The 25,567-nt window shown below is 66.4% G+C and carries 30 protein-coding genes; 10 read left to right on the top strand and 20 right to left on the bottom strand.

Annotated elements, in window-relative coordinates:
* Together ACYVN4_RS07395 and ACYVN4_RS07400 are read left to right on the top strand one after the other, a co-directional pair.
* A complete protein-coding gene (locus ACYVN4_RS07395; RefSeq protein ID WP_460718562.1) occupies positions 1-1,347 on the top strand; it encodes an LLM class flavin-dependent oxidoreductase in 1,347 nt (448 codons plus the stop codon).
* Between the two features lie 19 nt (positions 1,348-1,366).
* Positions 1,367-2,302, top strand: coding sequence for a TauD/TfdA dioxygenase family protein (locus ACYVN4_RS07400; RefSeq protein WP_460718564.1), 936 nt, complete (start codon positions 1,367-1,369; stop codon positions 2,300-2,302).
* A gap of 93 nt (positions 2,303-2,395) precedes the next feature.
* Here the strand turns inward: ACYVN4_RS07400 and ACYVN4_RS07405 are convergent, their stop codons facing one another.
* Positions 2,396-3,634 carry an SPFH domain-containing protein gene (locus ACYVN4_RS07405; RefSeq protein ID WP_460718566.1) on the bottom strand — a complete coding sequence of 413 codons (1,239 nt, stop codon included), beginning with the start codon at positions 3,632-3,634 and terminating at the stop codon, positions 2,396-2,398.
* Complete coding sequence (locus ACYVN4_RS07410) at positions 3,634-4,065, bottom strand: NfeD family protein (protein ID WP_460718568.1); 432 nt, start codon at positions 4,063-4,065, stop codon at positions 3,634-3,636. Before ACYVN4_RS07410 ends, ACYVN4_RS07405 begins: the two co-directional genes overlap by 1 nt.
* Before the next feature lie 154 nt (positions 4,066-4,219).
* On the opposite strand from ACYVN4_RS07410, the gene ACYVN4_RS07415 reads away from it, so the two are divergent.
* The 3 genes from ACYVN4_RS07415 to ACYVN4_RS07425 are packed head-to-tail and all read left to right on the top strand — an operon-like array spanning position 4,220 to position 6,327.
* Positions 4,220-5,044, top strand: a complete 825-nt coding sequence (locus ACYVN4_RS07415; RefSeq protein WP_460718570.1) for a DUF3097 domain-containing protein — start codon at positions 4,220-4,222, stop codon at positions 5,042-5,044.
* Positions 5,045-5,066: 22 nt separating this feature from the next.
* Entirely contained in the window at positions 5,067-5,876 is an 810-nt protein-coding gene (locus ACYVN4_RS07420; RefSeq protein WP_460718572.1) for a hypothetical protein, read from the top strand.
* A 58-nt stretch (positions 5,877-5,934) separates the two neighbouring features.
* The gene (locus tag ACYVN4_RS07425) at positions 5,935-6,327 is read left to right on the top strand and encodes a VOC family protein (RefSeq protein ID WP_460718574.1); all 393 of its coding nucleotides are present in this window, start codon (positions 5,935-5,937) and stop codon (positions 6,325-6,327) included.
* Between the two features lies 1 nt (position 6,328).
* Here ACYVN4_RS07425 and ACYVN4_RS07430 read toward each other — a convergent pair whose 3' ends face one another.
* Positions 6,329-7,039, bottom strand: a complete 711-nt coding sequence (locus ACYVN4_RS07430) for a helix-turn-helix transcriptional regulator (protein WP_460718576.1) — start codon at positions 7,037-7,039, stop codon at positions 6,329-6,331.
* A 102-nt stretch (positions 7,040-7,141) separates the two neighbouring features.
* Entirely contained in the window at positions 7,142-7,657 is a 516-nt protein-coding gene (locus ACYVN4_RS07435; RefSeq protein ID WP_460718578.1) for a pyridoxamine 5'-phosphate oxidase family protein, read from the bottom strand.
* A 73-nt stretch (positions 7,658-7,730) separates the two neighbouring features.
* Between ACYVN4_RS07435 and ACYVN4_RS07440 the strand changes: the two genes are divergently transcribed.
* Positions 7,731-8,474, top strand: coding sequence for a S1 family peptidase (locus tag ACYVN4_RS07440; RefSeq protein ID WP_460718580.1), 744 nt, complete (start codon positions 7,731-7,733; stop codon positions 8,472-8,474).
* A 4-nt stretch (positions 8,475-8,478) separates the two neighbouring features.
* On the opposite strand, the gene ACYVN4_RS07445 is transcribed toward ACYVN4_RS07440, so the two are convergent.
* Together ACYVN4_RS07445 and ACYVN4_RS07450 are read right to left on the bottom strand one after the other, a co-directional pair.
* Positions 8,479-9,993 (bottom strand): FAD-binding oxidoreductase, encoded by a 1,515-nt coding sequence (locus ACYVN4_RS07445; protein ID WP_460718582.1) that lies wholly within the window; start codon positions 9,991-9,993, stop codon positions 8,479-8,481.
* A 104-nt stretch (positions 9,994-10,097) separates the two neighbouring features.
* Complete coding sequence (locus ACYVN4_RS07450; protein ID WP_460718583.1) at positions 10,098-10,694, bottom strand: TetR/AcrR family transcriptional regulator; 597 nt, start codon at positions 10,692-10,694, stop codon at positions 10,098-10,100.
* A 74-nt stretch (positions 10,695-10,768) separates the two neighbouring features.
* Here ACYVN4_RS07450 and ACYVN4_RS07455 point away from each other — a divergent pair, with 74 nt between their 5' ends.
* Positions 10,769-11,911 carry an acyl-CoA dehydrogenase family protein gene (locus ACYVN4_RS07455; RefSeq protein WP_460718585.1) on the top strand — a complete coding sequence of 381 codons (1,143 nt, stop codon included), beginning with the start codon at positions 10,769-10,771 and terminating at the stop codon, positions 11,909-11,911.
* Positions 11,912-11,940: 29 nt separating this feature from the next.
* On the opposite strand, the gene ACYVN4_RS07460 is transcribed toward ACYVN4_RS07455, so the two are convergent.
* Entirely contained in the window at positions 11,941-13,941 is a 2,001-nt protein-coding gene (locus ACYVN4_RS07460; RefSeq protein WP_460718587.1) for a hypothetical protein, read from the bottom strand.
* A 23-nt stretch (positions 13,942-13,964) separates the two neighbouring features.
* Positions 13,965-14,840, bottom strand: coding sequence for a 5'-methylthioadenosine/S-adenosylhomocysteine nucleosidase family protein (locus ACYVN4_RS07465; protein WP_460718589.1), 876 nt, complete (start codon positions 14,838-14,840; stop codon positions 13,965-13,967).
* A 120-nt stretch (positions 14,841-14,960) separates the two neighbouring features.
* On the opposite strand from ACYVN4_RS07465, the gene ACYVN4_RS07470 reads away from it, so the two are divergent.
* Positions 14,961-15,677, top strand: coding sequence for an NUDIX hydrolase (locus ACYVN4_RS07470; RefSeq protein WP_460718591.1), 717 nt, complete (start codon positions 14,961-14,963; stop codon positions 15,675-15,677).
* A 13-nt stretch (positions 15,678-15,690) separates the two neighbouring features.
* Here the strand turns inward: ACYVN4_RS07470 and ACYVN4_RS07475 are convergent, their stop codons facing one another.
* Positions 15,691-16,017 (bottom strand): hypothetical protein, encoded by a 327-nt coding sequence (locus ACYVN4_RS07475; RefSeq protein ID WP_460718593.1) that lies wholly within the window; start codon positions 16,015-16,017, stop codon positions 15,691-15,693.
* Positions 16,018-16,253: 236 nt separating this feature from the next.
* On the opposite strand from ACYVN4_RS07475, the gene ACYVN4_RS07480 reads away from it, so the two are divergent.
* Positions 16,254-16,448 (top strand): hypothetical protein, encoded by a 195-nt coding sequence (locus ACYVN4_RS07480; RefSeq protein ID WP_460718595.1) that lies wholly within the window; start codon positions 16,254-16,256, stop codon positions 16,446-16,448.
* Here ACYVN4_RS07480 and ACYVN4_RS07485 read toward each other — a convergent pair.
* The 5 genes from ACYVN4_RS07485 to msrB form a co-directional block, all read right to left on the bottom strand.
* The gene (locus ACYVN4_RS07485; protein ID WP_460718597.1) at positions 16,437-17,063 is read right to left on the bottom strand and encodes a class I SAM-dependent methyltransferase; all 627 of its coding nucleotides are present in this window, start codon (positions 17,061-17,063) and stop codon (positions 16,437-16,439) included. The two genes, ACYVN4_RS07480 and ACYVN4_RS07485, sit on opposite strands and share 12 nt — an antisense overlap.
* 10 nt (positions 17,064-17,073) lie before the next feature.
* The gene (locus ACYVN4_RS07490) at positions 17,074-17,610 is read right to left on the bottom strand and encodes a nitroreductase/quinone reductase family protein (RefSeq protein WP_460718599.1); all 537 of its coding nucleotides are present in this window, start codon (positions 17,608-17,610) and stop codon (positions 17,074-17,076) included.
* A 29-nt stretch (positions 17,611-17,639) separates the two neighbouring features.
* Positions 17,640-18,866, bottom strand: a complete 1,227-nt coding sequence (locus ACYVN4_RS07495; protein WP_460718601.1) for an FAD-dependent oxidoreductase — start codon at positions 18,864-18,866, stop codon at positions 17,640-17,642.
* 160 nt (positions 18,867-19,026) lie between these two features.
* Positions 19,027-19,536 carry a peptide-methionine (S)-S-oxide reductase MsrA gene (gene msrA / locus ACYVN4_RS07500; protein ID WP_460718603.1) on the bottom strand — a complete coding sequence of 170 codons (510 nt, stop codon included), beginning with the start codon at positions 19,534-19,536 and terminating at the stop codon, positions 19,027-19,029.
* Positions 19,533-19,988, bottom strand: a complete 456-nt coding sequence (gene msrB, locus ACYVN4_RS07505) for a peptide-methionine (R)-S-oxide reductase MsrB (protein ID WP_460718605.1) — start codon at positions 19,986-19,988, stop codon at positions 19,533-19,535. The genes msrA and msrB overlap by 4 nt, the downstream gene beginning before the upstream one ends.
* Before the next feature lie 112 nt (positions 19,989-20,100).
* Between msrB and ACYVN4_RS07510 the strand changes: the two genes are divergently transcribed.
* Positions 20,101-20,793, top strand: a complete 693-nt coding sequence (locus ACYVN4_RS07510; RefSeq protein ID WP_460718607.1) for a hypothetical protein — start codon at positions 20,101-20,103, stop codon at positions 20,791-20,793.
* 21 nt (positions 20,794-20,814) lie between these two features.
* Here the strand turns inward: ACYVN4_RS07510 and ACYVN4_RS07515 are convergent, their stop codons facing one another.
* The 6 genes from ACYVN4_RS07515 to ACYVN4_RS07540 form a co-directional block, all read right to left on the bottom strand.
* Positions 20,815-21,432, bottom strand: coding sequence for a VirB8/TrbF family protein (locus ACYVN4_RS07515; RefSeq protein ID WP_460718609.1), 618 nt, complete (start codon positions 21,430-21,432; stop codon positions 20,815-20,817).
* A 59-nt stretch (positions 21,433-21,491) separates the two neighbouring features.
* Positions 21,492-21,725: a hypothetical protein gene (locus ACYVN4_RS07520; RefSeq protein WP_460718611.1), complete on the bottom strand. Its 234-nt coding sequence runs from the start codon at positions 21,723-21,725 to the stop codon at positions 21,492-21,494.
* Between the two features lie 10 nt (positions 21,726-21,735).
* On the bottom strand, positions 21,736-22,824 hold the full coding sequence (locus ACYVN4_RS07525) for a ferrochelatase (RefSeq protein ID WP_460718613.1): 1,089 nt from the start codon (positions 22,822-22,824) through the stop codon (positions 21,736-21,738).
* 30 nt (positions 22,825-22,854) lie between these two features.
* Positions 22,855-23,694 carry an NADH-dependent enoyl-ACP reductase InhA gene (inhA, locus tag ACYVN4_RS07530; RefSeq protein ID WP_157387901.1) on the bottom strand — a complete coding sequence of 280 codons (840 nt, stop codon included), beginning with the start codon at positions 23,692-23,694 and terminating at the stop codon, positions 22,855-22,857.
* A 96-nt stretch (positions 23,695-23,790) separates the two neighbouring features.
* Positions 23,791-24,510 carry a 3-oxoacyl-ACP reductase FabG1 gene (gene fabG1, locus ACYVN4_RS07535; RefSeq protein ID WP_460718615.1) on the bottom strand — a complete coding sequence of 240 codons (720 nt, stop codon included), beginning with the start codon at positions 24,508-24,510 and terminating at the stop codon, positions 23,791-23,793.
* Positions 24,511-24,559: 49 nt separating this feature from the next.
* Positions 24,560-25,564 carry a VWA domain-containing protein gene (locus ACYVN4_RS07540; protein ID WP_460720515.1) on the bottom strand — a complete coding sequence of 335 codons (1,005 nt, stop codon included), beginning with the start codon at positions 25,562-25,564 and terminating at the stop codon, positions 24,560-24,562.
* Between the last annotated feature and the right edge of the window lie 3 nt (positions 25,565-25,567).

Below are 25,567 nucleotides of genomic sequence, written 5' to 3' on the forward strand. Positions count from 1 at the left end.
ATGACCAACGCACGCAAGCCTTTCCACCTCAACGCCTTCCTGATGGGCGTAGGCCACCACGAGGCCGCCTGGCGGCATCCGCGCACCCAGGAGCGCCGGGTCCTCGACGTCGCGCATTTCCAGGAGCTCGGGCAGATCGCCGAGCGCGGCAAGCTCGACTCGGTGTTCTTCGCCGACGGGCTGGCCGTCGGACCGCGTATCAAGCGCAATGCGCTGGCGGTGTTCGAACCCGTCACGCTGCTGGCGGCCATCGCCGCAGTGACCCAGCACGTCGGGCTCATCGCCACCGCGTCCACCAGCTACAACGAACCGTTCAACCTGGCCCGCAAATTTGCCTCGCTCGATCACATCAGCGGCGGCCGGGCGGGCTGGAACATCGTCACCTCCGGCAGTGAGGAGGAGGCGTTCAACTTCGGCTTCGACGCCATCCCCGAGCACGCCCGCCGCTACGAGCGCGCCGACGAATTCGTCGACCTGGCCGTACAGCTGTGGGACAGCTGGGAATCCGACGCGATCGTGCTCGACGCGGAGACCGGCGTCTTCGCCGACCCGGACAAGGTGCACACCATCGACTACCGGACCGAGCGCTTCGGGGTGCGCGGCCCGCTCAACTCGCCGCGCGGCCCACAGGGGCGACCGCTGCTGGTGCAGGCCGGATCCTCGGAGAGCGGAAAGGAATTCGCGGCCAAATACGCCGAGGCCGTGTTCACCGCGCAGCGCACCATCGAGGAGGGCCAGGCGTTCTACCAGGATCTCAAGGAGCGCCTGCCCAAGTACGGGCGCTCGGCCGACGATCTGAAGGTACTGCCCGGGCTCGTGCCGTTCATCGCCGACACCGAGGACGAGGCCCGCGCGCTCGAGCAGGAGTTCACCGACCTCATCTCCCCGGATTACGCACTGCGGCAACTGTCTTCGCTGCTGGGCGTCGACCTCACCGAGCACGCCCTGGACGCGCCGCTGCCACCGTTGCCGCCGGTGACCGCCATCGAGGGTGGCAAGAGCCGCTTCACCCTGGTCAAGGAGCTCGCCGAGAAGGAGGAGCTGACCGTGCGCCAGCTCATCGGCAAGCTCGGCGGCGGCCGCGGGCACCGCACCTTCGCCGGGACGCCCGAGCAGATCGCCGACGAACTGCAGAGCTGGTACGAGGGCGGCGCGGCCGACGGCTTCAACATCATGCCGCCGTATCTGCCCGGCGGACTCGAGGACTTCGTCGACCGGGTGGTGCCGATCCTGCAGCAGCGCGGGCTGTTCCGCACCGACTACACCGCCACCACCCTGCGCGGCCACTACGGGCTCGCGCCCGTGGAGAGCCAGTTCGCCCCCGTTCGTATCCAGGCCAGCGCCTGAGCTCAGAAAGGAAACTGTCATGACCACCACCGAGAACCCCGTCACCACGTTCCGTATCGCACCGGTCGCCGGTCACATCGGGGCCGAAATCAGCGGCATCGATCTGGGCGGCGACTTCACCGACGAGCAGATCGCGGTGCTCACCGCGGCGCTGCACGAATACAAGGTGCTGTTCTTCCGCGACCAGACCATCGGGCACGCCGAGCAGATCACCTTCTCCCGGCGCTTCGGCGCGGTGACGCCCTCGCACCCCTACGACGATGACGCACCCACCGAGTTCCCCGAGATCCTCGCGGTCGACAGTCGGCTGTACGAAAAGCGGTTCGGGCGCAAGAAGTTCAGCTACACCAACCATTGGCACACCGATGTGTCGCCGCTGATCAACCCGCCCGCCGCGTCGCTGCTGCGGGCCGAGATCGCGCCCGAACGCGGTGGCGACACCCAGTGGACCAACCTCGCCGCGGCGTATGCGGGACTGCCGGATTCGCTGAAGTCGTTCCTCGACGGACTGCGGGCCGAACATCGCTTCGGCGGCAAACTGCCCGCCTGGGACGCCGACAGCGACTACGCCAAGCGGGTCGCGGCCGCACCGCTGGTCACCGAACATCCGGTGGTTCGGGTGCATCCGGTGACCGGTGAGCGGGTGTTGTTCGTGAACCCGGGCTTCACCACGCGCATCGTCGGGCTGAGCCCGCGTCAGAGCGATGCCCTGCTGGAGTTGCTCTACGCCGAGCTCTCCGATCCTGCCTACACGGTGCGATTCCGTTGGGAGAAGGGCAGTGTCGCGTTCTGGGACAACCGCGCCACCGCGCATCTGGCCCCCGGCGATCTCAATCACCTGGACGTGACCCGGGTGCTGTATCGCACGACATTGGAAGGCGATGTCCCGGTGGGCATCGACGGCGAGCCGTCGCGCTCCATCGCCGGTGACCACTTCGGCGGCACCCAGAACTAGCAGCGCCGAACAACGCGAGGCCCTCCCGACAATGTCGAGAGGGCCTCGCCCGCTTCGGTATTCGATTCTCAGTGCTGTGCGACTCTCAGCGCATCACTGGTTCCCCAGCGGCCGCGGCGGCGGATTCTGCCAGCGCTGCTCGGGCGGTTCCTGGCGGTACTGCGGCTGGCCGGGCTGCTGCGGGAGACGCTGTTCCAGCGGCGGACGCGCCGGTGTCGGCGGCAGGCCGCTCGTCGGCGGCTCGACCGGAGTCCGGGCATCCGCCTCGGCTGCCCGCACGGCCCGCTGAGTGGCAGGGTCGGTGGCGGTGTCGAACCAGTCGGCCACTTCCTCTGAATCATCTCCTGCCTCCGGCGCGGACCCGTCCTCGGAGGGCTCGTAGCGGAAGACGCCGTCCTCACCCTGCTTGCCGAAGCCGCGCGCGAAACCCTCCAGGGCCTTGCCGAAATCGCTGGGCACCAGCCACACCTTGTTGGCGTCGCCCTTGGCGACCTGCGGCAGCGTCTGCATGTACTGGTAGGCCAGCAGTTCCGGGGTGGGCTTGCCGTTCTTGATGGCGGCGAACACCTTCTCGATCGCCTTCGCCTGACCTTGCGCCTGCAGGTAGGCGGCGGCCCGTTCACCCTGCGCGCGCAGGATGCGGGACTGGCGTTCACCTTCGGCCGACAGGATCTGTGCCTGCTTGCCGCCCTCGGCCGCGAGGATCTGCGCCTGCTTCTGGCCCTCGGCCGTCTTGATCGACGCCTCCCGCTGGCCCTCGGCGGTCAGGATGATGGCGCGCTTCTCACGGTCGGCCTTCATCTGCTTCTCCATCGATTCCTGAATCGACGGCGGCGGATCGATGGCCTTCAACTCGACGCGCGAAACGCGCAGACCCCAGCGGCCGGTGGCCTCGTCGAGGACACCGCGCAGCTGATGGTTGATCTGATCGCGGGAGGTCAGCGTCTCCTCCAGCGTCATGCCGCCGACCACGTTACGCAACGTCGTGATCGTCAACTGTTCCACGGCGGCAATGTAATTGGAGATCTCGTAGACCGCGGCCTGCGGACTGGTGACCTGGAAGTAGACCACCGAGTCGATCTGCACCGTCAGGTTGTCCTGGGTGATCACCGGTTGCGGCGGGAAGGACACCACCCGCTCGCGTAGGTCCACCTTCGCGCGCACCCGGTCCGCGAACGGGACCAGGAACGTCAACTGCCCCGACACCGTGCGCGAATACCGACCCAGTCGTTCGATGACGGCGGCCTCCGCCTGCGGCACCAGGGCCACCGACTTGAACACCACCACGACGACCAAGAGCACGATGACGAGGGCGACTATGAGTACTGCCATCACGGCCCTTTCATGACGACGGCATGGGCGCCGTCGATCTTCATGATGTACACGGTCGAACCGACGGGATAGGAATCCGCCGCGTCATAGGGACGCGCGCTCCACACCTCGCCGCCCAGCTTCACCCGGCCACCGTGCTCGTCGACCGTTTCGAGCACCTTGGCGGTTTTTCCGGGCAGCGCGTCCACACCCGTCGCATGCGGAGGCGGAGTCGCGTAGCGCCGCAACAGGAATGGGCGCACCAGCGCCAGCAGTGCGATCGAGGAACCGCCGAAGACGATGGCGTCCACGAGCACCGACGAACCGGTCAGCCCACTCACGCCCGCGGTGATGAGTGCGGCGACCCCCAGCATGATCAGCACGAGACTGCCCGTGAGCATCTCGGCCGCCGCGAGCAGGATCCCCGCGACCAGCCAAACTATTGCGGCCACGCCACCAACAGTAGTCGTTGTGGCGGGTTGCGGCCGTTGTTCGTGATCACTCTGCTCCCGGCAACCGGACGTTTCGGGTGCTCACCCGGGTGCCACGGGCCGGAATGGGCGCGGCGCGTGGGGCTTTCCCGAGGCCGCCGGTAACCTCGACGCGGTGAGTGGGCACCAAGGGTACGGCGACATCTTCTCCGGACACACACGCAAGCAGAAGCGGGAGGTGCCCCGCGTGGTCGCCGAACGCGACCTGGTCGCCGAGGACGCGGCCACCGGATTCTGCGGCGCCGTAGTGGGTTTCGATCGCAGCTACGACGGCGACTTCGTGAAACTCGAGGACGGGCGCGGGCGGGTGCGGCTGTTCGCGTTGCGGGAGGCCGCGTTTCTGATCGACGGGCAACCGGTAACGCTGGTCAAGCCGACCACCACCGCACCCGTGAAATCCACCCGAACGGCATCCGGCTCCACCCGCGTCGAAGGCCACAAGGCGCGGGTCGCGCGAGCCAGCCGGATCTGGGTCGAAGGCGTGCACGACGCGGCACTCGTCGAACGAGTGTGGGGACACGATTTGCGCGTCGAGGGAGTGGTGGTCGAACAGCTCGAGGGCCTCGATCACGTCGCCACCAAACTCACCGAATTCGAGCCCGGACCGACCCGCCGCGTCGGCGTCCTCGTCGACCATCTCGTCACCGGATCCAAGGAGACCGGCCTCACCCGCGGCCTCGGTGATTATGTTCTCGTCACCGGCCACCCCTACATCGACGTGTGGCAAGCCGTCCGCCCCAAGGCCGTCGGCATCACCGCCTGGCCCGAGGTACCCCGCGGCGAAGACTGGAAAACCGGTATCTGCCAGCGGTTACGCTGGGGCACCCCGCAGGACGGCTGGCGCCGCGTCTACAACGCGGTCAACTCCTACCGCGATCTGGAAACCCCGCTCATCGGCGCCGTCGAACGACTGATCGATTTCGTCACCGAGCAGGAGTAGCCCGCCAGTTATCCTCGAATGCATGAGTAGCCCGAGTGCATCGCTGACGGTTTGGGCCGGATCCTGGCTGGCCGGCCGCAGCGCCCCTGACGACGTGTTGGACGCGTTGCGCGCCTGGGCCGCCCGGCAGACGGTGGCCGCGGGCGATCCGGTCACCGGCGGACACACCGGGCTGCCGTGGGCGGCCGACGACGGGTCGGATTCCGTCGCCGGGGCCGGGATCATGGTGTTGCTCAAACTCATTCGCGAGGCGGTCGGCGCACCCGACGCTCAGGTCCGACTGGTGCTGCCGATTCCCGGGGATGTGCGCGGGATGCCGGTCGGCACCGAATTCGCCGCCGCCGCAACCGAAGCCGGTGAGGGAATTCTGGTTGGCGCTCCCGGTTCCACCGGGACCGGACTGGTTCCCGTCTGGACCGATGACGACGCGCTGCAGTGGCGTGTCTACTCCACGCCGATCCCCCTCGCGGGCGCTCCCGAAATGCCCCTGGGGGAAGCCGAATACACCATGCGCGAGGCGGTCCGCGATGCCGCCGACGCGCTGCAACAGCTGCAGACCACGCGGCTGGGGTCCGGCGGCGTCGGGCCTCGCGAACTGGTCGAGGCCGAACTGGCCGGGCATACCCGGCACCAATACCCCGATTCCATGCCACTACGCGCCCGGCGGATTCTCGATACCGCCGATCAGGTGGCCGCGATACTGACCGTCGCCGAACGAGAACCGGCCTCCGCACCGACCTCCGCGACCGCGGTCGCCGCTCAGGAAGCGCTGCTGCGCCCGCTGTGGAACGCGATCCGGGATGCGCGGCTGGCGGCCATCCACGCCCGCTGACCCGCCGGTGTCCGATTTCTTCAAGACCTGCGGGCCCTGCGGTACCTAGGGTTCTCTTATGACTATTCGACTGAACGTGATCGGCATCGCAGTTTCCGATATGGGCGCCTCCGTGGAGTTCTATCGCCGCCTCGGCGTCGAGTTCGCCGACGGCGTCGAGAACGAGCCGCACGTCGACGCGGATCTCGGCGGCGGCGTGAAATTGATGCTCGACACCGAGGACACGATCCGCTCGTTCCATCCGTCCTGGATTGCCGGAGGCGGCACCGGCCGACTCGGACTCGCCTGCGACTGCGGTACTCCCGCCGGAGTCGACGCGAAATTCGAGGAGCTGGTGGCGGCCGGGTATCAGGCGGAACTCAAACCCTTCGACGCGTTCTGGGGCCAGCGATATGCACAGGTGCTGGATCCGGACGGCAATGGCGTCGACCTGTACGCGGCCTCGGCGTGATTCACATTTTCAGCAGGCCCATCGGGGACATTCCGGTGAGCTCTCGGATATCGCGGGTCAGGTGGGCCTGATCCGCATAACCGGTCAGTGCGGAAACATCCGCGAGGGACGTTCCACGACGGGCCAGCGCCAAGGCGTGCTGCATGCGCAGTATCCGGCCGAGTGTCTTCGGGCCGTAGCCGAAGGCTTGCAGCGATATTCGATGGAGTCGCCTCGGTCCGGTGCCCAATTCGTCGGCCGTATCGGAGACGGACATTCCCGAGCGCAGTGACGTCACGATGAAACGCAGCATCGGGTCCACGGGATCGGATTCGGCGGCCCGCCAGCGTGCGATGGCTTCGAGGCCCGCGGTCGGGTCGGACTCGCGGGCGATCAGTTCGGTCGCGTGGCGGACGTCGGCGGGTGACCAGAGGTCGGCGAGGTCGGCTCGCGCGTCGCGCAACTCGTGCGCGGGCAGGCCGAGCAGGGCCGGAGCGGTACCGGGGAAGAAGCGGATGCCGGTGATGCGGGCGACGAATCCGGAGGGTGGGCGGTAGGCGCGGGTGTCCGGGCCCGCCACCGAGAGTCGTCCGTCCATCCACAGCAGATCCATGCTGCCGTCGGGCAGCACCGGCAGATCCGAATCCGACACTCCCGCACGGGTCCACAGCGTGGCGCCGCCGACGCTCGAGGGTTGTTCCCGATAGCCTCGTGGCGGATGAATATCGACCATCGCTCCCCACTTCACCCCGAAAAGCGCTGAAACACAGCTCTGTTCGGCACCTCATGCGCACACGCACGGTGTGCATGCTTGCACTCAATGCAATGTTGCACGCTATGCCCCCGCGGGCTGTTCTTGATCGGCCACCTCGACGACATGTTCCGGCATACCCGGCTTCCACGCCAGCACGTGCATGCGCCCGTCCACGATCTCCACCGACGACGCCCCGGTCAGATCGGCGGCGTAGAACGGTGCGAACTTGCGGCCGCGTAGATCGAAGCCGCTCTCGGCGAATAGGTCTTCGGCCCAGCGCTGGTGCAGCTCCGGATCCTGCACGTCGTGCACGGTGCCGAACAATTTCACGTCACCGTCGGTCACCTGCCCGTCGACCGTCGCCGTGTGCAGGCAGAAGCGCGGGTCACGGGCTAGGTCGGCGAACTTCGTGGTGCCTTGCATGCCGACCAGCCACAGTTCGCCCTCGAACATCCGGGGTTCGAGGGGACTGATGCGCGGAGAGCCGTCCTTGCGCAGGGTCGCGAGCATGCACAGATTGCCGGTGGCGGTGTGACGGCGCGTGAAGATGCTCGCGATGCGTGGGGCGGCGACGACGAACTCGGTCCAGGACGTCATACCGGCGACCGTACTCCCGGGGACCGACACTCGAGAACGCCGAAAACGGCCGATCTCTGTTTGAATGGCCCGCATGTCGATCTCCCGTCGCATCGCGGTGACGACCGCCGCGCTCCTGGGCTGCGTGCTCCCCGCCGCTCCCGCGCACGCCATCGTCGGCGGCACCGAAACGTCGACCGCGCAGTACCCCTGGCTTGCCGCGGTCGGTACCCCGCTGTTCTTTCCCCGCGCCTCCGGCCAGTTCTGCGGCGGCGAACTGATCGCGCCGGATCAGGTGCTCACCGCCGCGCACTGCGTGGAGCTCGCGCAGCTGCTACCGCAGGCGCTGACGGTCACCTTCGATCGCGACGATCTGACCTCGCACGACGGAACGAGCGTGAGCGTCAGCGCGGTTCGGCTGCACCCGGACTTCCGTACCGACAGCGTCGACGGCGTCGATGTCTATCATCACGATCTGGCCATCCTCACCCTCGCGCATCCGCAGCAGCGGCCGACCGTACCGATCGCGGCACCCTCGGGGAGCGCCGCCAGCGTCCTGGGCTGGGGTGGCACATCCAACGGGGATCTCACCAACACGGTGCTGCGCGGCGCGACCGTGCCGATGGTGCCGGATGCCGACTGCGCCGCCGCGTACCCGGGAGCCTTCGACGCGCAGGAGATGGTGTGCGCCGGGTCGACTCAGGCCGATACCGGCGAATTCGACAGTGGCGGGCCGCTGCTCGTCGACGGGAAGCTGGTCGGCATCACGTCGTGGGCCCGTGGGACCGCCTTGGCCGGGTATCCCGGGGTCTATGCGCGGCTGCCCGCTGCGTTCTGAGCCCTCAGACCTTCGACGCCGACTGGTCGAAGGCGAAGACGCCGTTCGGGTCGTAATGCTTCGCGACGCTGCGTAGTCGGGAGGCGTTGTCGCCATAGTAGGCGGCGGCCCAGTTCGACAGGCCGGGGTCGATGTAGTTGACGAAGGCCGTGTTGCCGGTCAGGTCGCCGAGCTTGTCGCGTACTTCGTTCACCGAATTCCGGGCCTCGGTGGTGGTCGCGCCGACGTAGATCTGCGCGGTCGCCAATGCGCCTCGATACGCGAATGCCGTGTCCTTCGCGCCGATTCGCGAGGGCGCACCGGAAAGGCTGTCCAGCAGGATATCCATTCCATCCCGTCCGGTGAGCAATGCGGTCAATTTGCTCGGATCCGAGAGCGGCTTGGCCAGTACTCGTGAGGATGCCGTGAACGATTCGCGGCCGAGCGCTCCCCCGCCATTCCAGTTCGGGCGGCATTGCTCGACCGAATAGTTCGCGCACCCACCGAAATACATCATGGCCGAGAGATAGTCCTTCGACAGCGAATATCTGTTTGTCGGTTGGGTCTTGGTGGCTGCCACCAGTTTGTCCAGGAGGGCGTTCATCTCCTTCTCCGATCCGACGTAGCAGCCGTTGATCCGGCAGGTCGGCGGGCTGCCCGCGGACATGCCGAGGGTGGACCAGAATTCGTCGGGGGCCGAGGCGGTGAAGGTCTGCCAGGCGCCCAGTACGTCGGTCAGGGATCCGGCCGGGAAGCGGACCTGGAACACAGCCAGTTGCGGTGCCGCGACGGTCTTGAAGGTGAAGGAGGTGACGATGCCGAAGTTGCCGCCACCGCCGCCACGCAATGCCCAGAACAGGTCCGGTTCCGAGGTCGCCGAGGCGGTCCGCACCGTGCCGTCGGCCGTGACCACCTGCGCGGAAACCAGGTTGTCACAGGTCAATCCGTACTTTCCGGCCAGCACGCCAACACCGCCGCCGAGGGTCAGTCCGGCGATGCCGACCGTCGGGCAGGAACCGGCGGGCAGGCAGCGGCCCGCCTTCGCCAGGCCCGAGTAGACGTCCATCAGTCGGGTGCCCGCGCCGATCACCGCGGTCCCGTCGGACTTCACCTCCACACCCGTCATCCCACCCAGATCCAGTACCAGGCCGTTGTCGGGTGTCGAGTATCCGGCGTAGCTGTGCCCACCGCTGCGTGCTGCCACGGGAATGCGCGCACCCGCTGCGGCGGTTACACCCGCCTGCACGTCGGAGGCATTGGCGCACTGCAAGACCGCAGCGGGCTGACGGGTGTCGAAGACCGGGTTGTAGGCCATCTTCGCGGTCGAATATCCCGAGTCGGACGGCATATTCAAAGTCCCCGTGGTGATTTGCCGAAGCTTGTTCCAGTCCACCTGTACCGCAGGCGGTTCCACCGTGGGCTTGCCCGTGGTCGGCTGTGCCGCCGGTGCCTGTGGATCGCAGCCGGTCGTCGCGCCCAACGCGGCCAGGCCGACGCCAACTCCTGCCGCGCGCAGCAGATTTCGACGATTGATCGCCATAGTGGCGCCCCTCCCCAAGGGTGCGCCCGGCAGCCTCCGGTCTGCCGAGCGCACACGAACCATTCAACGGTCGGTTATCGCGACCGGGAACGTTCGCGTTTCGCTCAGGCCAGCATGCCCTCGGCCAGGCTGGCCCAATCAGCCAGAACCTGCTTGCGGCGCAATCGATCCCGGCCGACCATTTCGTCGAGGGTCGCGCCGCGGACCAGGTTGATGGTGAGCCAGAAGGCGGCTTCCAGGCGCTCGGGTGAGGCTTGGATGAAGCGTCCGCACGCGTCGAGCAGTTCGACGGTCAGGTCGTGCTGCACGCGCAACATGTTGCGGCGCAGCTCCTTGTCGTTGGCGATGCCGACATACAACTCGACCGCGGCCTTGCCCAGCTTGCCCGCGAACGGCGCGGTCACCAACTCGACCAGCACCTCCCCGGGTGCCGACTCCCCCGGCAGCGTGCGTGTCCGGCGCTGCAACGCCTCGCGCTGGCGTTGGGTCAGATGCTCGATGGTCTGGGCGATCAGTTCCTGGCGGGTGTGGAAGTGATGCAACTGCGCGCCCCGGGTCACGCCCGCGCGGGCGGTGATATCGGCGATCGAGGCGCTCGCGTAGCCGACCTCGGCCAGGCTGTCGATGGCGGCATCCAGTAGCAGCGCACGCGTGCGCAGGCTCTTCTCCTGATGCTTGTTCGGGGGCAGACCGGATACCACCAGGTCAGTGTAGCCGTTCGGAAATATTACGTGCTACCTTGCACGCAATTGGGTGTCGGTCGTAATGTGTCGGCATGCCCGTCGATCGCCTGCTGCCCACGCCCGAAGCCCGAGACCTGCTCGAGCTCACCCGCGAGATCGCCGACAAGGTGCTCGAGCCGTCGGTGGTCGAGTACGAGAAGCAGGAGCGCTATCCGGCCGAGGCGTTCCGCGCGCTCGGCGCGGCCGGGCTGTTGAGCCTGCCGTACCCGGAGGAATTCGGCGGTGGCGCGCAGCCCTACGAGGTGTACCTGCAGGTGCTCGAGGAGTTGGGCGCGCGGTGGGCGGCGGTCGCGGTGGCGGTGAGCGTGCACAGCCTGTCGTGCCATCCGCTGTTCGCCTACGGCACCGACGAGCAGAAGCAGCAGTGGCTGCCGGAGATGTTGTCCGGCAATCTGATCGGCGCGTACAGCCTCTCGGAGGCGCACGCCGGGTCGGATGCGGCGGCGCTACGTTGCCGGGCCACCGAGACCGCGGACGGATACCGGATCACCGGCACCAAGGCGTGGATCACCAACGGCGGCAAGGCCGATTACTACACGCTGTTCGCCCGCACCGGCGAGGGTTCACGCGGCATCTCCTGCTTCCTGGTGCCCGCCGACGCCGAGGGCCTGTCCTTCGGCAAGCCCGAGGAGAAGATGGGCCTGCGCGCGGTCCCCACCACCACCGCCGCCTACGACGACGTCCTCCTTCCCGCCGAACGCCTCATCGGCGCACCGGGTCAGGGCCTCCCGATCGCCTTCAGCGCCCTCGACTCCGGCCGCCTCGGCATCGCCGCCGTGGCCACCGGCATCGCCCAGCGCGCCCTCGACGACGCCGTCGCCTACGCCAAACAGCGAGAAGCCTTCGGCCGCCCCATCATCGACCACCAGGGCCTCGGCTTCGTCCTGGCCGACATGGCCGCCGCCGTCGACACCGCCCGCGCCACCTACCTCGACGCCGCCCGCCGCCGCGACGCGGGCCTCCCCTACTCCCGCCAAGCCAGCGTCGCCAAACTAACCGCCACCGACGCCGCCATGAAGGTAACCACCGACGCCGTCCAAGTCTTCGGCGGCTACGGCTACACCCAAGACTTCCCCGTAGAGCGCTACATGCGCGAAGCCAAAATCACCCAAATCTTCGAAGGCACCAACCAAATCCAACGCCTCGTCATAGCCCGAAGCCTCGCGAACGGCTGATCCTCCGAGACCTGCAACTCTCGTCTCGGTCAGCGAGCTTTCGCATGGGTCGCGCGGTCGGCACGACGCCGAGGTGGCGAGTCGGTGCACCAGTTGCGGGCCCACCGCTGCTTGCGTTCGCGATCACGGGTGATCCAGTCGCGTCCCTCGGTAGCCACCGCCTCGAGAATGAGCAGTGCTGTCTCGAATCCCGAGGTTTGTGGGGCAGACAGGAAGTGGCCGTTCGGAGTGAAGCTATTGGCGGACGTACGCAAGTATTCTTCGACTTCGGCGATGCAGGTGCCGTTGAGGAGGGTGAGTTGGAAGACACGGCCCTTGACTGGGTCGGGGTGGGGCTGGCCGTCGCTGTAGAAAGCCTGTACGCGGCGCTCGGTGACCGAGGCTGAAGCGACAGCGTCGTAACTGCACATGCGGCGTTGTTCGTTGTGCAGTTCACCGGTGGCAAAGTTCAGATAGGTTCGGGTGGTTCGCATTCCGAAGCGGGTCAGCAGCAGCACCGACACCATGTATGCCGCATAACGTGGTGGGCCACCTTCGACTCTGCCACTGCGTGCGAACGGCGCGCGTTCCGTGAGGACAACGTAGGTAACCAAATCGCTCTCACTCAGGTTGGCACGACTGAGCGCCTCGTCCTTGAGGTAGGTCTTGTCCAACGCCAGCCAGCGGGCCATCTGCTGATCGGTCGGCCGATCATCGAGGATACGAGACCAACGGTCGAACTGGACTTGTTCCTCTAAGAACAGCACCTGCGCGTCGTGATCGAGCAATTTCCGCGCGCGTGGCAGGGAGGCAATGCGACCCACGCCGTATATCGCTGACCAGCCAACCCCTGTGAGCAATGCAGCGGTGGCGTGGCCGGAGATCAGCACCATGATCAGCACGCTCACCCAGGTCAGCGCACCGATGCCGCGCAGGTTCTCCGCCCGCCGCGCGGGCGACGTCTGCGGAAGGGGATAGTAGTGCAGTCGACCGAATCGTGTTGCATGCCAATCGATCAGCCATTTCAATCGGCCCGGGGCGGTGACGTCGCTGCCATATTGTTCGCCAAGACGAGTTTTGAGGTGGTGACGGTAGGAGGCCGTAAGATCCCAAAGACCGCTGCTATCACCCCGCTGAAAGCACCTATCGACCATGGTGTCCAACGGTGTCGGCTGTTGATCCGGTGGAGTTGGTCGGCGCGACTGCGTGGCCCGGGAATGCTGGGTGTGGGTCTGCCACACCGTCATACAACACAGCGCCAGCCCGGAACCGATGACGATCAGCGCAGCCGCTCCCATAGTGGTGATGGTGAGTCCGTTCCGGAGCATGAACACAACAGCCATCACCAGCGCCACCAACCCGACAAACGCGGCTGGCCAGTCTGCAGCGGTCATACCCAGCGGTGGCGACCACGGCATCGGGGCTAGCGGGTCGGCTTCGAAGAACATCCACGCACGGTCGACTCGCCGGTTTTCCGCCCTCGCCTGGGCAACCTGCTGTTTGCGTTCACCATGGAGCCGCTCTTGCACGGTTCCACTGAGGATGAGTGCCAGGTGCTGGTCGATCTCGTCTTGACGGTCGCTGTCCAACTTGGCGAACATGGCCATCGCGATGGTCAACTCCTCAGCGGCCACACCGCGAACGAACCCGACATGCGCGTATCGCAACAGCTTGTCGACCACATCTAGCGCGGCGCGCCAGCCGTCCTTGGCACAGTCGTTGACAATGGCCATCGTGGTGCGGATGCGCTCCGACAGCTCTGCGGTGATCTCGGTGAACGACCGCTCGCTCAGTACTGCCAGCACATACAGATAGCAGCGTTCGCTGGTGTGGTGGCCGTTATCGAGCAGCTCGCGCAGGATCTCTTCAGCCTGGCGCGGGTTGCCACCGTCGAGGTGGGCCCGGGCAACCGCCTGCCGCCGCTCGGGCGAGTCGCCAGAGGTGGTGTTGTAAATCGTCGTGCCGTGTAGGACCGAATCATTGAACTGCGCGCCGACCTGCTGACCGACATCCGCCTCGTCGGCGGCGCTCATATGGTTGGTGAACGACATCCCCGACGAGCTGGGGCCCATACTCATGGTTGACCCCAATTGAACTGCACGCCAACCTGTTCGCCGACATGAGCGTTATCGCGTGCAACGAGCTTACTGGTGATCGTCGGCAGCGTTGGACCCGATGATCCGGGATTATCAGAGGCAGAACACGATTCGGGCTCCAGCGACACCGCCAGCGCAATGGCGAACGCGGCGGCGTTGGCGACCGCGCGCACCTGACCCCCGGCGCGGTCGGAGCTGGTCTTCTGCCCGTCGGCGTGATCGCTGATCCCCCGTATGACGACCGCTGGCACCTGGTCGCCCAACGCGGCGGCATGCGCGAAACCCGAACCTTCCATCTCCACAGCGACGGCGTCGTTATAGAAAGTGTGCAGGCGCTGCGCCAAATCCGAGCGGGTCGAGTCCAGCAGCACATCGCCCACCGCGATCGCCCCGAAATGCACGTCCGGTGGCGTGGCACCGGCGCAGTCGGGTAGGAATTCACGCCATCGGTGGCCCCGGCAGAGTCGGTGAGCAACCTGGTCGACGCGGTGGGAAAGTTCCCACGAACGGGGTCGCACCAGGAACCGGTCGTCCTCGCTGCGTCCTCCCTGATATGAGTAGACCTTCGTCGCCACCACAACGTCGCCGATAGCCAGCTTTTGCCGCAGTCCCCCGGCAACTCCGACGAACATCATTGCCGTCGGCGAGAATTCGGCGCGAGCACGTTCGGTCAGCGCCGCCGCGGTGGTGGTGCCCGCGCCGGTGATCCCTACCGCGACGCGATGGCCGGGATGCCCGGCAATCGTGCCTATGTCGAACAAGGTGCCCTTGTCATGTTCATGCACCTCGAGATCGACCAGATGCTCGAGTACGGCGTTCTGCTCCACATCCAGAGCAGTCAGAATCACGATCATTGTTTCTCCCCAACGTGATCGGAACGGAGCGTCACGCGAAGGCTCCGAATAGTGACGCTAACCACCGGACGGCCTTTACGTCAAGGTGACGTAAAATCGGAAGAGGAGAGGAGACACACCATGGCCGAACGCCATTGGCCCAGCACCGAAGTCGCTATCGCCGTCGATCTGGCGGTGCTGACCGTTCGCGAGAACGATCTTCAGATCTTGCTGGTAGAACGCGGCACCGACCCCTGGCAGGGGCATCTGGCCCTGCCAGGGGGATTCCTGGACGACAGCCGCGAGGACCTGCGCGCCGCCGCTGAACGCGAACTCACCGAGGAGACCGGCCTGGACCTGAGCCACGCGCACCTCGAGCAACTACACACCTACGGCACACCTGACCGCGACCCCCGACGTCGCGTGGTCACCGTCTGCTATCTGGCCTTCGTGCCTGACCTCCCGACACCGGCCGCTGGCGGCGATGCCCGGGCCACAGCTTGGACACCGATCGCCGCGGTGCTCGACTCCAGCGTCGAGTTGGCTTTCGACCATGCCCGCATCGTCGCCGATGCGGTCGAACGTGCAAGGAGCAAACTGGAATACACGACTCTCGCGATCCGGTTCTGCCCGCCGGAATTCACCATCACCCAGCTACGCCGAATTTACGAGATCGTCTGGGGACAGGCACTCGACCAACGAAATTTCCACCGCAAGATCACCGGTGCGGAGGGAGTGCTGATCCCCACCGGCGGCCAAGCCGTGCACTCCGGTGGCCGACCCGCCGCGCTTTATCGCGGCGGACCCGCCACCGTCGTGTACCCGGCCATCCTCCGTCCGGCCGTCCTACCCAACTAGTGCTGGTACTGATTCACAGGCTGCCGAAGGGGTTCCACTGTTGGGGTTGGGGGGCGGGGGTGTCGTCGCGGTCGTGGTGCCAGCGCCAGTCGTTGTCGCGCCATTCCCAGTGGCCGCGGTTCTGGTCGCAGTCGCTCCAGCGTTGTTGGCCGCGGTCCTGTTGCCAGCTGTATTGGCCGGAGTGGTCGCAGTCCTGGCGCCAGTTGTTGTCGTTGTCCACCAGGGTCAGCGGGGCGGCGATGGCGGGTGCCGCGAAGCCGACGGGTAGGAGGACCAGCGAGCCCAGGACGAAGGCCCGAGCCAATCGGTGGCGTACGGGCGTCTGCTCGGAAAGGTTCATGGCCATACCTCATTTCGGCACGGCCACAAGAGCGTCAGGAAGGGGCACCCTCGACCGACGTGACATCCACGTTTGCGCTCTACCGGCGGATTCGTGACCGTGGCACGGGATCCGGTACCAGCTGCCGACAGGTGCCCGGAAGATCGATGCTCGGTCTTCGTCCAGCTTAAACCCGCTGGACCGCGCAGGGAACACCCCGAACTCCTATGCTGGGAACACGCTACCGAGGAGTTGTCATGGGGCGAATCGTTTCCGCCGTAGTCGGCGTGCTGCTGTGTCTGGTCGGGGTGATCTGGATCGCGCAGGGCGCCGGTTCCCTGCACGGATCCCCGATGACCGGGCACTCCCAATGGAGTTATCTGGGCGGTGTTCTCGTCGTGGTGGGTGCTGCCGTGTTGCTGTGGACCGGCTACCGGTCGCTACGCCGCTGAGCGACGCGCGGCCACGAACAGATCGTGTTCCGTGGTCGCCGACGGATGGTCGGGCAGAAACTCGACCACCCGCTCCCGAACGATCGCCAACCCCGCATCGGCCAGCAACTTCCGATACTCCGCCACCGGATAACTGCTGACCGTCACGGCTTTCCCCATGAACTCGATGTCGAGACCCTCGATATCGGCGGGCACGGTGGCGAACAGGAAGACCCCACCCGGCCTCAGCCAGTCCGCGAATTTCCGCAAGGCGTCATCGATTTCCGCGCGCGTGAGCTGCAGCAGCGGAAAGAACGCCACGACCGCGTCCCAGGACTCGGACGGATACGACAGTGCCCTGAGATCGGCGACCTCGAACCGAGCCCCCGGCACCTGCGCCCGAGCGATCTCGATCATCCCCGGCGACACATCGCATCCCGTCACCTCATGCCCCGCCGCCACCAGCATCTCGGCCGTCGGCCGCCCGGTCCCACACCCGACATCGACCACCTCCGCCCCGTCCGGCAATTGCGTGAGAAGCCATTCGATCTCCTCACGCTGCGCGGTCAGCCCCGCAAACGCCGACTCATAGTCCTTGCCGAGCCCATCGAACACTTCCGCCGCCGAAAGTCCCATGGCCCCAACGTTAACGGGTCAGGCGGATGAGGGGGATGGTTCGGCCGGAGCGGGCTGCTTCCTCGCGGTAGCGGCGGTAGGCCGGGAAGACGTGGTCGGCGAGGGGCCAGAGCCGTTGGCGCTCGGACTCGTCGGTGATGACCGTTGCTCGCATCGGTGTTCCGCCGAAAACGACGTCGGGGTTGGCGAGAAGGTTGTGGTACCAGGCGGGGTTGGTGGGGCTGCCGGCGTGGGAGGCCGCGATGATGGCGTCGGTGCCGTCGGTGAAGTAGATGACGGCGTTGCGGCGGTGGGCGCCGGTTCGGGCGCCCTTGGTTTCGAGGACCGCGGTCGGGAAGACTGCGGTCGTCGCGATGCGGCCTCGGGTGAGCCGCAGCAGGATCGGATCGAGCTTCCAGGCGATGTGGCGGGAGACGAATCTCGATAGGCGGGCGGTGGCGAGGGCGGCGTAGGCGCGGATGAACCAGTGGGGTCGACCGGTCGCGTCGAAGGGCTTGGCCCGCAATGTCATCGGTGTCTGCCGCTTGCCGGTATGCGCTGCGTTCATGTCGTCCCCCGGTCCGTAGCGAATAACTACTACGATGAATAGTAGGCGACCGGCTGGTCCCAGTCGATGGTGAAGCGGTGGACGGGGCCGAACATCTTCTCCGGCTTGAGGAAGGTGCGGGTGGCGAGGGGCATGACGAGGCCGAAGAGGGCCTTGGCCACGGGGCCCGAGGTTTTGCCGTTGTTGGTTTTGGCGGCGTTGTCGGAGATGTCCTCGACGCGAGGACGGCGCAGGTGCTCGTAGGTCGCGAAAGCGGCTGTGGGGTCGGCGATGTCGCGCAGGCAGCGGGCCAGTTCGACGGCCGATTCGATGGCCAGCGACGCGCCCTGACCGGAGCTGGAGGACGGCGTGTGCACCGCGTCACCCAGCAGGACCACGCGGCCACGGAACCAGGTGGGGACGTGGGGCATTCGTTCCATAGGGCCGGTGATGATCATCTGGTCGACGCTGGTTTCGGTGAAGAGTTGCTCGCCGGGGGTGTCGCCGACGTGGGCGGCACGCAGCTTCGCCAGCCACTGTTCGGCCGGGATCGCCTTCGCCTCGGCGAGGGTCATGGGTTCGGCTTGCGGGTAGTTGCTGAAGAAGACGGATTTGCCGTCGGGCTGACGCCAGTAGCCGTAGAAGGCGCGCTTGCCGAAGGCGAAGTGCATGGCCTCGATCTCGCCCGCGCCACCACCGGAAAGCGTTCCCTCCGGCGTGAATTCGCCGAAGCCGAAGCTCATCAGACCGGTGTATTCGGGGCCGGGCGCGTCGGGGTCGATGAGGGTCCGCACGGTGGAGTGGATGCCGTCCGCGCCGACCAGGATGTCACCGGTCGCGGTGGTGCCGTCGTCGAAGTGCGCGATCACGCCGGTCTCGGACTGTTCGAGGTCGACAAGCCGCTTGCCATAACGGAATTCGATGCCGTTGGCGACGGCATGCTCGTGCAGCACCCGGAAGAGGTCGGCGCGCAGCATGGTGCAGCTCGGCGGCAGACCCGGCAGGGTGTCGACGCGCATGAGCTGACGGCCCGCGCCGGTTTCCATGATCATGCTGTGCAGCGGGGTGCCCGCCGCCATCACCAGCTTGTCCGCGCCGATAATGCCCAGTGCCGCAAGCCCGTTGGGCGCGACGGTGAGCATGGCCCCGGCATCCGTGGCCGCGTTCTCATACGCCTCGAACACTGTCGCTTCGATGCCCGCCCTCTGAAGTGCCAGCGCCGCAACCGGTCCCGCGATACCGCCACCGATGATCAACGCCGTTTTGATGCCGCTCACAACTACTACCCTCCGAAGATTTCGTTCGACCGCCTTCGCGATCACGAGAGTAATAGTAGCCATATAACTAGTTTCTACGCAACTAGTTTCTGACTTACCAACGAGAACGGCGGGCCCCACCGGGACGAACCCGGTGAGACCCGCCGTCAGAGCGGTATCGCTACGCTGTCGCGCGCTTGGGCAGCTTCCAGCCCGGCCGCGGGAAGTGGCAGGTGTACCCGTCCGGATAGCGCAGCAGGTAATCCTGATGCTCCGGCTCGGCCTCCCAGAACGTGACCGCCGGCGTCACCTCGGTGACTACCTTGCCCGGCCACAGCTTCGAGGCGTCCACATCGGCGATGGTGTCCTCGGCGACCCGCTTCTGCTCGTCATCGAGGTAGAAGATGGCCGACCGGTAACTCGTCCCGATGTCATTGCCCTGCCGATCCTTGGTGCTCGGATCGTGAATCTGGAAGAAGAACTCCAGCAGCGCACGGTAATCCGTCTTCTCGGGGTCGTAGACGATCTCCACGGCCTCCGCATGCCCCGGATGATTGCGGTAGTTCGGGTTGTCGTTGCGACCGCCGGTGTAGCCCACCCGCGTCGACACGACACCCGGCTGCCGCCGGATCAGATCCTCCATGCCCCAGAAACATCCGCCGGCCAAGATCGCGGTCCGTGTGTCGGTCACGCTTCCTCCTTCGTGAACAGAGACTTGTACTGTCCGTAACCCTGCGCCTCGAGGTCATCGAGGCGAATGAACCGCAGCGCCGCGGAATTGATGCAGTAACGCAGCCCGCCAGCATCCCGCGGACCGTCGGTGAACACGTGCCCGAGATGGCTGTCACCGAAGCTGGACCGCACCTCGGTGCGCGTCATGAAGTGACTGCGATCCTTCTTCTCGACCACATTGTCCGCGTCGATCGGCTTGGTGAAACTCGGCCAGCCCGATCCGCTCTCGAACTTGTCGGTCGAGGCGAACAACGGCTCGCCGGATACCACATCCACGTAGATCCCGGGCTCGTGGTTGTCCCAGTACTCCCCCGTGAACGCGCGCTCGGTCCCGTTCTCCTGGGTGACGTGGTACTGCTCAGGCGACAGTGCGGCCACGGCCGCCGGATTGCGGTTGTACTCCCGTGTCACTTGACCTCCTTGTATCGGCCTCAGCTACAACCCACCCTGCCCGTTGGAAAGTCCGGGCTCAACCCCGCGTCATACTTCTGTCACCAATCGACCGGAAGGCATACTCACTCGCGTGAGCACGGCCGAGAACAACAGCACCGACAACCCGGTCCCCGCATGGGCGCGACGCACTGCCGGGGAAGCCCGCTGGGCAGCCACCGCGGCGATCATCGGAATATTGGTGGTCCAGTACTTCCTGCCCGAGCAGTTCACGGCGGGGCCACGCTGGCTGGTCCCGGCGATCGGGCTGGTCTTGCTGATCGTGCTGGTGATCGGCAGCCCCGTGCGCCTCGACCGCGAGGAGATGCGGCTGCGGCGCTTCAGCCTGCTGCTGATGGCGCTACTCGGATTCTCCATGCTGTGGTCGGTGGGCCAGCTGGTCCGCGGCCTGATCAACGGATCGGTCAGCAACAATGCCGCGGGCCTGCTGACCTCGGGCGGCGCGATCTGGCTGACGAACGTCCTCGTCTTCGCCCTCTGGTACTGGGAATTCGACCGCGGCGGCCCCGCCGCGCGCGCCCACGCCCGCAAGCCCTATCCCGACTTCCTCTGGGTCCAAATGCAGAACCCGGACCTCACCGACCCCGAATGGGAACCCCAGTTCCCCGACTACCTCTACCTATCCTTCACCAACGCAACAGCATTCAGCCCGACCGACGTCATGCCGATGTCCCGCTGGGCGAAAACGCTGATGATGGCCCAATCCGCAGTCTCCCTGCTCACCGTCAGCCTCGTCATCGCCCGCGCGGTCAACGTCCTGAAGTAGACGCCGACCGGACCGGCCTCGTCACGCGATCGGGTCCATCGCGCTGACCAGCCAGCGCCCATCACCTTGTTCGCCGACCGTCACGAGCATCGGGATGACCGCCGTGTTCGTGTTCGGTTTCTGGTCATTCGACGATTCCTGTTTGAGGGCCACCACGACCGTCCCGGCATGGTCTCGCATCGTGGCCGCGCCACAATGGATCTCGGCCACCTTACTGACAGAGTGATTCGCCTTCATGATGTCGCGCAGGTCGTTGCCGGTGGCGGCGAAGGTCTGATGGAACTCGCCGGTCGACGCGTTCAGCACTCCGGTGACGTACTGGTCGATCGTGGCCGGGTTGTAAGTGCTGACCAGCGTCACGAAGTCACAGGCCGCCTGCTGTGCCGCCATCCGCCGGGCCTCGGCCGACCCGCCCGCGGTCGAAACCTGTTGGCGCAGTTGATCCGAGGTGGCCCGCTCGTCGGTGAGACTCTTGCGCTCTCCCGCGTAGAGGACGAATCCGGTGGCGGTCCCGGCGACGCCGAGTGCCGCCACCACGCCCGTGATCACCCACGGAACGATCGAGCGCGAGGAGGAATCCGCGCGTGGCGGTTGGTGGTGCGGCAACGGGCTCGGCGACGCGTCGTTGGGTGTCTGCACCCGGCGATGCTATCCCCGGTTTCAGACCGATCGGGTTGCGGCATGCCGGTAAGTACAGGTCAGCGGTTGAAGAACATGTCGGCGATGACCATGATCACGGCGACGACGACGAAGATCGAGGCGAAGCCGATGGATTGACCGATGGTGCCGACGATGCCGGCGGTGAGGAAGAGGGTCAGTACGGGGGCCCAGACGAACATGTCCGGCGGGCCGAAAGTGCGCTTGCGGGCGGCGCTGCCGCTCGAGGCGGGCTGGCGGCGTTGCTGGGTGGTTCCGCGTCCGGGTGTAGTCACCTGGGCGAGACTACAATTCGCCGGACGTTGGCGCGACCGCGGGGCGGCGTGGCGGCAACGCGCAGCAGCCGACCACGCACGGGGCACCGTTGAGGGTGCAACCCAGGCCGGTCATTTCGCTCAGGCGGGCGGGGGTTGCGGCGGTGCGGTGTTCGTCCACCAGGTCAGCGACCAGCTGCGCGAAGCGCGGGTCCGGGCCGGGAGTGGCGGCGCGCGCGAAGGCCATACCGAGTTCGGCGGCACGGTCTTTCGCCTCGTTGTCGAGGTCCCAGATCACCTCGAGGTGGTCGGAGACGAAGCCGACCGGGCACACCACGACCGCGTCCACGCCACGCTCGGCGAGGGCGTCGATATGGTCGACGATGTCGGGGTCCAGCCACGGGATCTGCGGCGGCCCGGAACGCGACTGCCACACCAGGTCGTAGTCGTCGAATCCGGTTGCGGCGGCGCACAACCGGGCCGCCTCGGCGACCTGCCGGCTGTAGAGGTTGGTTTCGCTGGGCGGGCCGGACGCGGCGTCGGCGGAATTCGGCACCGAATGCGCGGTGAACACCAATCGCGCGCGATCGCGTTTGTCCGCGGGCAATTCCGCGACGGCCGCGCGGATCGAATCCGCGAAGGCCGCGATGAACAGTGGATGGTCGAAATACTGGCGTAGCTTCACCAGATCGGGCGCATCCTCGACCACGGTCCGGGCGCGTGCGATGTCCTCGTGGTACTGCAGGCAGCCCGAATACCCGCCCCACGCCGAAGTGGGAAACACCAGCGCGGAACGGATTCCGTCGGCGCGCATGCGCTCCACGGTCTCCTCGACCATCGGATGCCAGTTGCGATTGCCGAAATACACCGGCAGATCGATACCGCGCGACGCGAATTCGGCCTCGATCGCCTTGATGATGTCGAGGTTGAGCGCATTGATCGGCGAGACCCCGCCGAAGTGCAGATAATGCTGTGCGACTTCGGCGAGACGCTCCGGCGGGATACCCCGGCCGCGAGTGACGTTCTCCAGGAACGGCATCACGTCCTCGGGGCGCTCGGGACCGCCGAAGGACAGCAGTAGCAGGGCGTCCACTTCATGAGCCGTGGGCTCCGCAGCCACTGCTCTCCTCCTTACTCCGAAATTACCGAATCAGTTCGCGCCGAAGCCGTCGGCCGGGAACCAGGTGTTGTGCGAGGCGCCGCCGTCGACGTAGATGATCGACCCGGTGGTGCCCGGCAGCCAATCCGACAGCAGGGTGACCACGGACTTGGCGACCACCGTCGGGTCGTCGACGTCCCAGCCGATCGGGGACGCGCCGTCCCAGTAGGTGTTGAGCATGTTGAGCTGCTTGGCGTCATCGGTGGCGGTGCCCGCGATGGCCTTGGCGGCGAGGGTCTTGATCGGGCCCGCGGCGATCAGGTTGGAGCGAACGCGCTTGGCCTCGCCCACCTCTCGCGCCACGTACCGGTTCACCGACTCGAGCGCGGCCTTGGCCACACCCATCCAGTTGTAGTACGGCATCGCGGTGCGCGGATCGAAGTCCATGCCCACGATCGAGCCGCCCTCGTTCATGACCGGCAGTACGGCGCGGGCCAGCGAGGCGTAGGACCACGCGGAGATCTCGAACGCCTTGGCGGCGTCGGCACCGGGACCGTCCAGGAACGGCAGGGCCTCGGGGCCCATCAGGGTGCGCGGCGCGAACGCGATGGAATGCAGCACGCCGTCGATGCCCTCGGGGGCGAGTTCGCGGACCTTGTCGGCCAGCTCGGCGAGGTTCTCCTCATTGGTCACGTCCAGGCCGATGGCCGGGGGGACCTCCTGCGGGAGGCGCTTGGCGATGCGGTCGATGAGCCGCAAGCGCTCCGGAATACCGGTGATGATCACCTTGGCGCCCTGCTCCTGCGCGACCGCGGCCGCGTGGAAGGCGATGGACGAATCGGTGATGATTCCGGTGATGAGGACGGTTTTGCCGTCGAGCAATCCAGCCATGGGGTGGTCGGTTCTCCTCGTTCTAAGAATGCTGGGGGCTGAGGGTTTCTGGGTCGAGCCTGAGCGAGAAGCTCAGTGACACACGGAGCGAAACGCTCAGTGGCCCATGCCCATACCGCCGTCGACGGGGATGATCGCGCCGGAGATGTAGGAGGCGTCGTCGGAGACCAGGAAGCTGATCGCCGCCGCGACATCCTCGGCCTCGCCGATGCGACCGGCCGGAATGAACTCGAGGACGTTCTTGCGCATCTCCTCGGTCATGTCCTCACGGGTCATGTCCGTGTCGATCAGGCCGGGCGCCACCACGTTCGCGGTGATATTGCGCTTGCCGACCTCACGGGTGATGGCGCGCGCCATACCGATCAGACCCGACTTCGACGCCGCGTAGCTGACCTGCGCGGGCGAACCCATCTGGCCGACGACCGAGCCGAGGAAGACGATGCGGCCGAAGCGGTTCTTGAGCATATTGCGGTTGGCGCGCTGGGCAACTCGCCACGCACCGGTCAGGTTGGCATCGATGACCTTGGAGAACGAATCCTCGGTCATGCGCATCAGCAGCGTGTTGTCCACGATGCCCGCGTTGGCGACAACGACCTCGACCGGACCCTGGTGCGCCTCCACCTCGGTGAACGCGCGATCGACCGACTCGCTATCGGTCACATCGCATTTCACGCCGAAAAGACCCTCCGGCGCACCGGACCCGCGGTGGGTGACGGCCACCTTGTGACCGTCGGCGAGCAGGCGCTGGGCGACCGCGAGGCCGATCCCGCGGTTACCTCCGGTCACCAGTACCGACCGGGATGTGATGTTCGACATAGACGCAAACCTATCTGTTCGTGTTCGGGACTCGGCGCGCGGTACCGATTTACGGCAGACGCTGACGATAGAGCAGCGCGGTGATGATGCCACCGGCGGTCACCAGCAAACCGAGCAACAGCCATGGGCGGCTCGCGTCGCCCATCGTCATCTCGTAGCCGATCTGCTCATCGAGCGTGTCGTACACGGCGCGAAGTTCTTCCAACGTGGAGGCGGTATAGAAGTCACCGCCGGAGAGTTTCGCGATCTCACGCAGCGCGTCGTCGTCCACCGGGACGCGGACCCGCTGCGAGCCCTTGCCGTCCTGATCCGGGATCTCGACGGTGCCCCAGGTGGTACCGAACGAAATCGTCGACACCGGAACACCTTTCTCCTTCGCCAGACGCGCGGCGGTGAAGCCGTGGCGAGGATTCTCGGTGTCCTTGTCGTCCGGGACGGTCTGCTTACCGTCCGACATCATGACGATGCGGGCCGGCGGCGGCTTGTCCGCACCACCGAGCACCGACGCCAAGGTGTCGATGGATTGCAGGGCGGTCAGAATGCCCTCACCCGTCGCGGTGCGCTCGGCCAGCTTCATATTGTCGATGGCCGCCTTCACCGCCTCCCGGTTGGTGGTCGGCGACACCTGCACCGACGCGGTGCCCGCGAAGGTGACCAGACCCAGGTTGATGCCCGGGGTCAGACCGTCGGCGAATTCCTTGGCGGCCTTCTTGGCCACCTGGATTCGGCTCGGCGGCACGTCGGTCGCCTCCATGGACAGCGACACGTCGATGACCAGGATGACCGTGGCCCGGTTGCGCGGCACCTTCTTGGCGGCGGTCGGACCGGCCGCGGCGAAGGTCAGGAAGATCAGGCCGACCAGGGTCAGCGCGACCGGGATGTGCCGCCACGGCTTGGGTTGCGCCGGTGCGACCTTCTCCAGCAGCTCCATATTCGTGAAGCGCAGCATGTGCTTTCGCCGCCGCTGCTGGATGAGGACGTAGAGGATCGCGATCGCGGCCAGCACGGCCAGGAAGGCCAGCCAGTACTGGGCCGTGAAATGCGAAAGGCTCAAAGT

The organism is Nocardia heshunensis (assembly GCF_054782115.1).

Coding starts and splice junctions, on each gene's coding strand:
- ACYVN4_RS07485 (WP_460718597.1), bottom strand. CDS start 17,063: ATGGGACTTTCGGCGGCGGAAGTGTTCGATGGGCTCGGCAAGGACTAT.
- ACYVN4_RS07420 (WP_460718572.1), top strand. CDS start 5,067: ATGAGTAGCCCGAGTGCATCGCTGACGGTTTGGGCCGGATCCTGGCTG.
- ACYVN4_RS07425 (WP_460718574.1), top strand. CDS start 5,935: ATGACTATTCGACTGAACGTGATCGGCATCGCAGTTTCCGATATGGGC.
- ACYVN4_RS07465 (WP_460718589.1), bottom strand. CDS start 14,840: ATGATCGTGATTCTGACTGCTCTGGATGTGGAGCAGAACGCCGTACTC.
- ACYVN4_RS07440 (WP_460718580.1), top strand. CDS start 7,731: ATGTCGATCTCCCGTCGCATCGCGGTGACGACCGCCGCGCTCCTGGGC.
- ACYVN4_RS07470 (WP_460718591.1), top strand. CDS start 14,961: ATGGCCGAACGCCATTGGCCCAGCACCGAAGTCGCTATCGCCGTCGAT.
- ACYVN4_RS07435 (WP_460718578.1), bottom strand. CDS start 7,657: ATGACGTCCTGGACCGAGTTCGTCGTCGCCGCCCCACGCATCGCGAGC.
- ACYVN4_RS07475 (WP_460718593.1), bottom strand. CDS start 16,017: ATGAACCTTTCCGAGCAGACGCCCGTACGCCACCGATTGGCTCGGGCC.
- ACYVN4_RS07445 (WP_460718582.1), bottom strand. CDS start 9,993: ATGGCGATCAATCGTCGAAATCTGCTGCGCGCGGCAGGAGTTGGCGTC.
- ACYVN4_RS07490 (WP_460718599.1), bottom strand. CDS start 17,610: ATGAACGCAGCGCATACCGGCAAGCGGCAGACACCGATGACATTGCGG.
- ACYVN4_RS07460 (WP_460718587.1), bottom strand. CDS start 13,941: ATGTCGTTCACCAACCATATGAGCGCCGCCGACGAGGCGGATGTCGGT.
- ACYVN4_RS07480 (WP_460718595.1), top strand. CDS start 16,254: ATGGGGCGAATCGTTTCCGCCGTAGTCGGCGTGCTGCTGTGTCTGGTC.
- fabG1 (WP_460718615.1), bottom strand. CDS start 24,510: ATGTCGAACATCACATCCCGGTCGGTACTGGTGACCGGAGGTAACCGC.
- inhA (WP_157387901.1), bottom strand. CDS start 23,694: ATGGCTGGATTGCTCGACGGCAAAACCGTCCTCATCACCGGAATCATC.
- ACYVN4_RS07395 (WP_460718562.1), top strand. CDS start 1: ATGACCAACGCACGCAAGCCTTTCCACCTCAACGCCTTCCTGATGGGC.
- ACYVN4_RS07400 (WP_460718564.1), top strand. CDS start 1,367: ATGACCACCACCGAGAACCCCGTCACCACGTTCCGTATCGCACCGGTC.
- ACYVN4_RS07455 (WP_460718585.1), top strand. CDS start 10,769: ATGCCCGTCGATCGCCTGCTGCCCACGCCCGAAGCCCGAGACCTGCTC.
- ACYVN4_RS07405 (WP_460718566.1), bottom strand. CDS start 3,634: ATGGCAGTACTCATAGTCGCCCTCGTCATCGTGCTCTTGGTCGTCGTG.
- ACYVN4_RS07430 (WP_460718576.1), bottom strand. CDS start 7,039: ATGGTCGATATTCATCCGCCACGAGGCTATCGGGAACAACCCTCGAGC.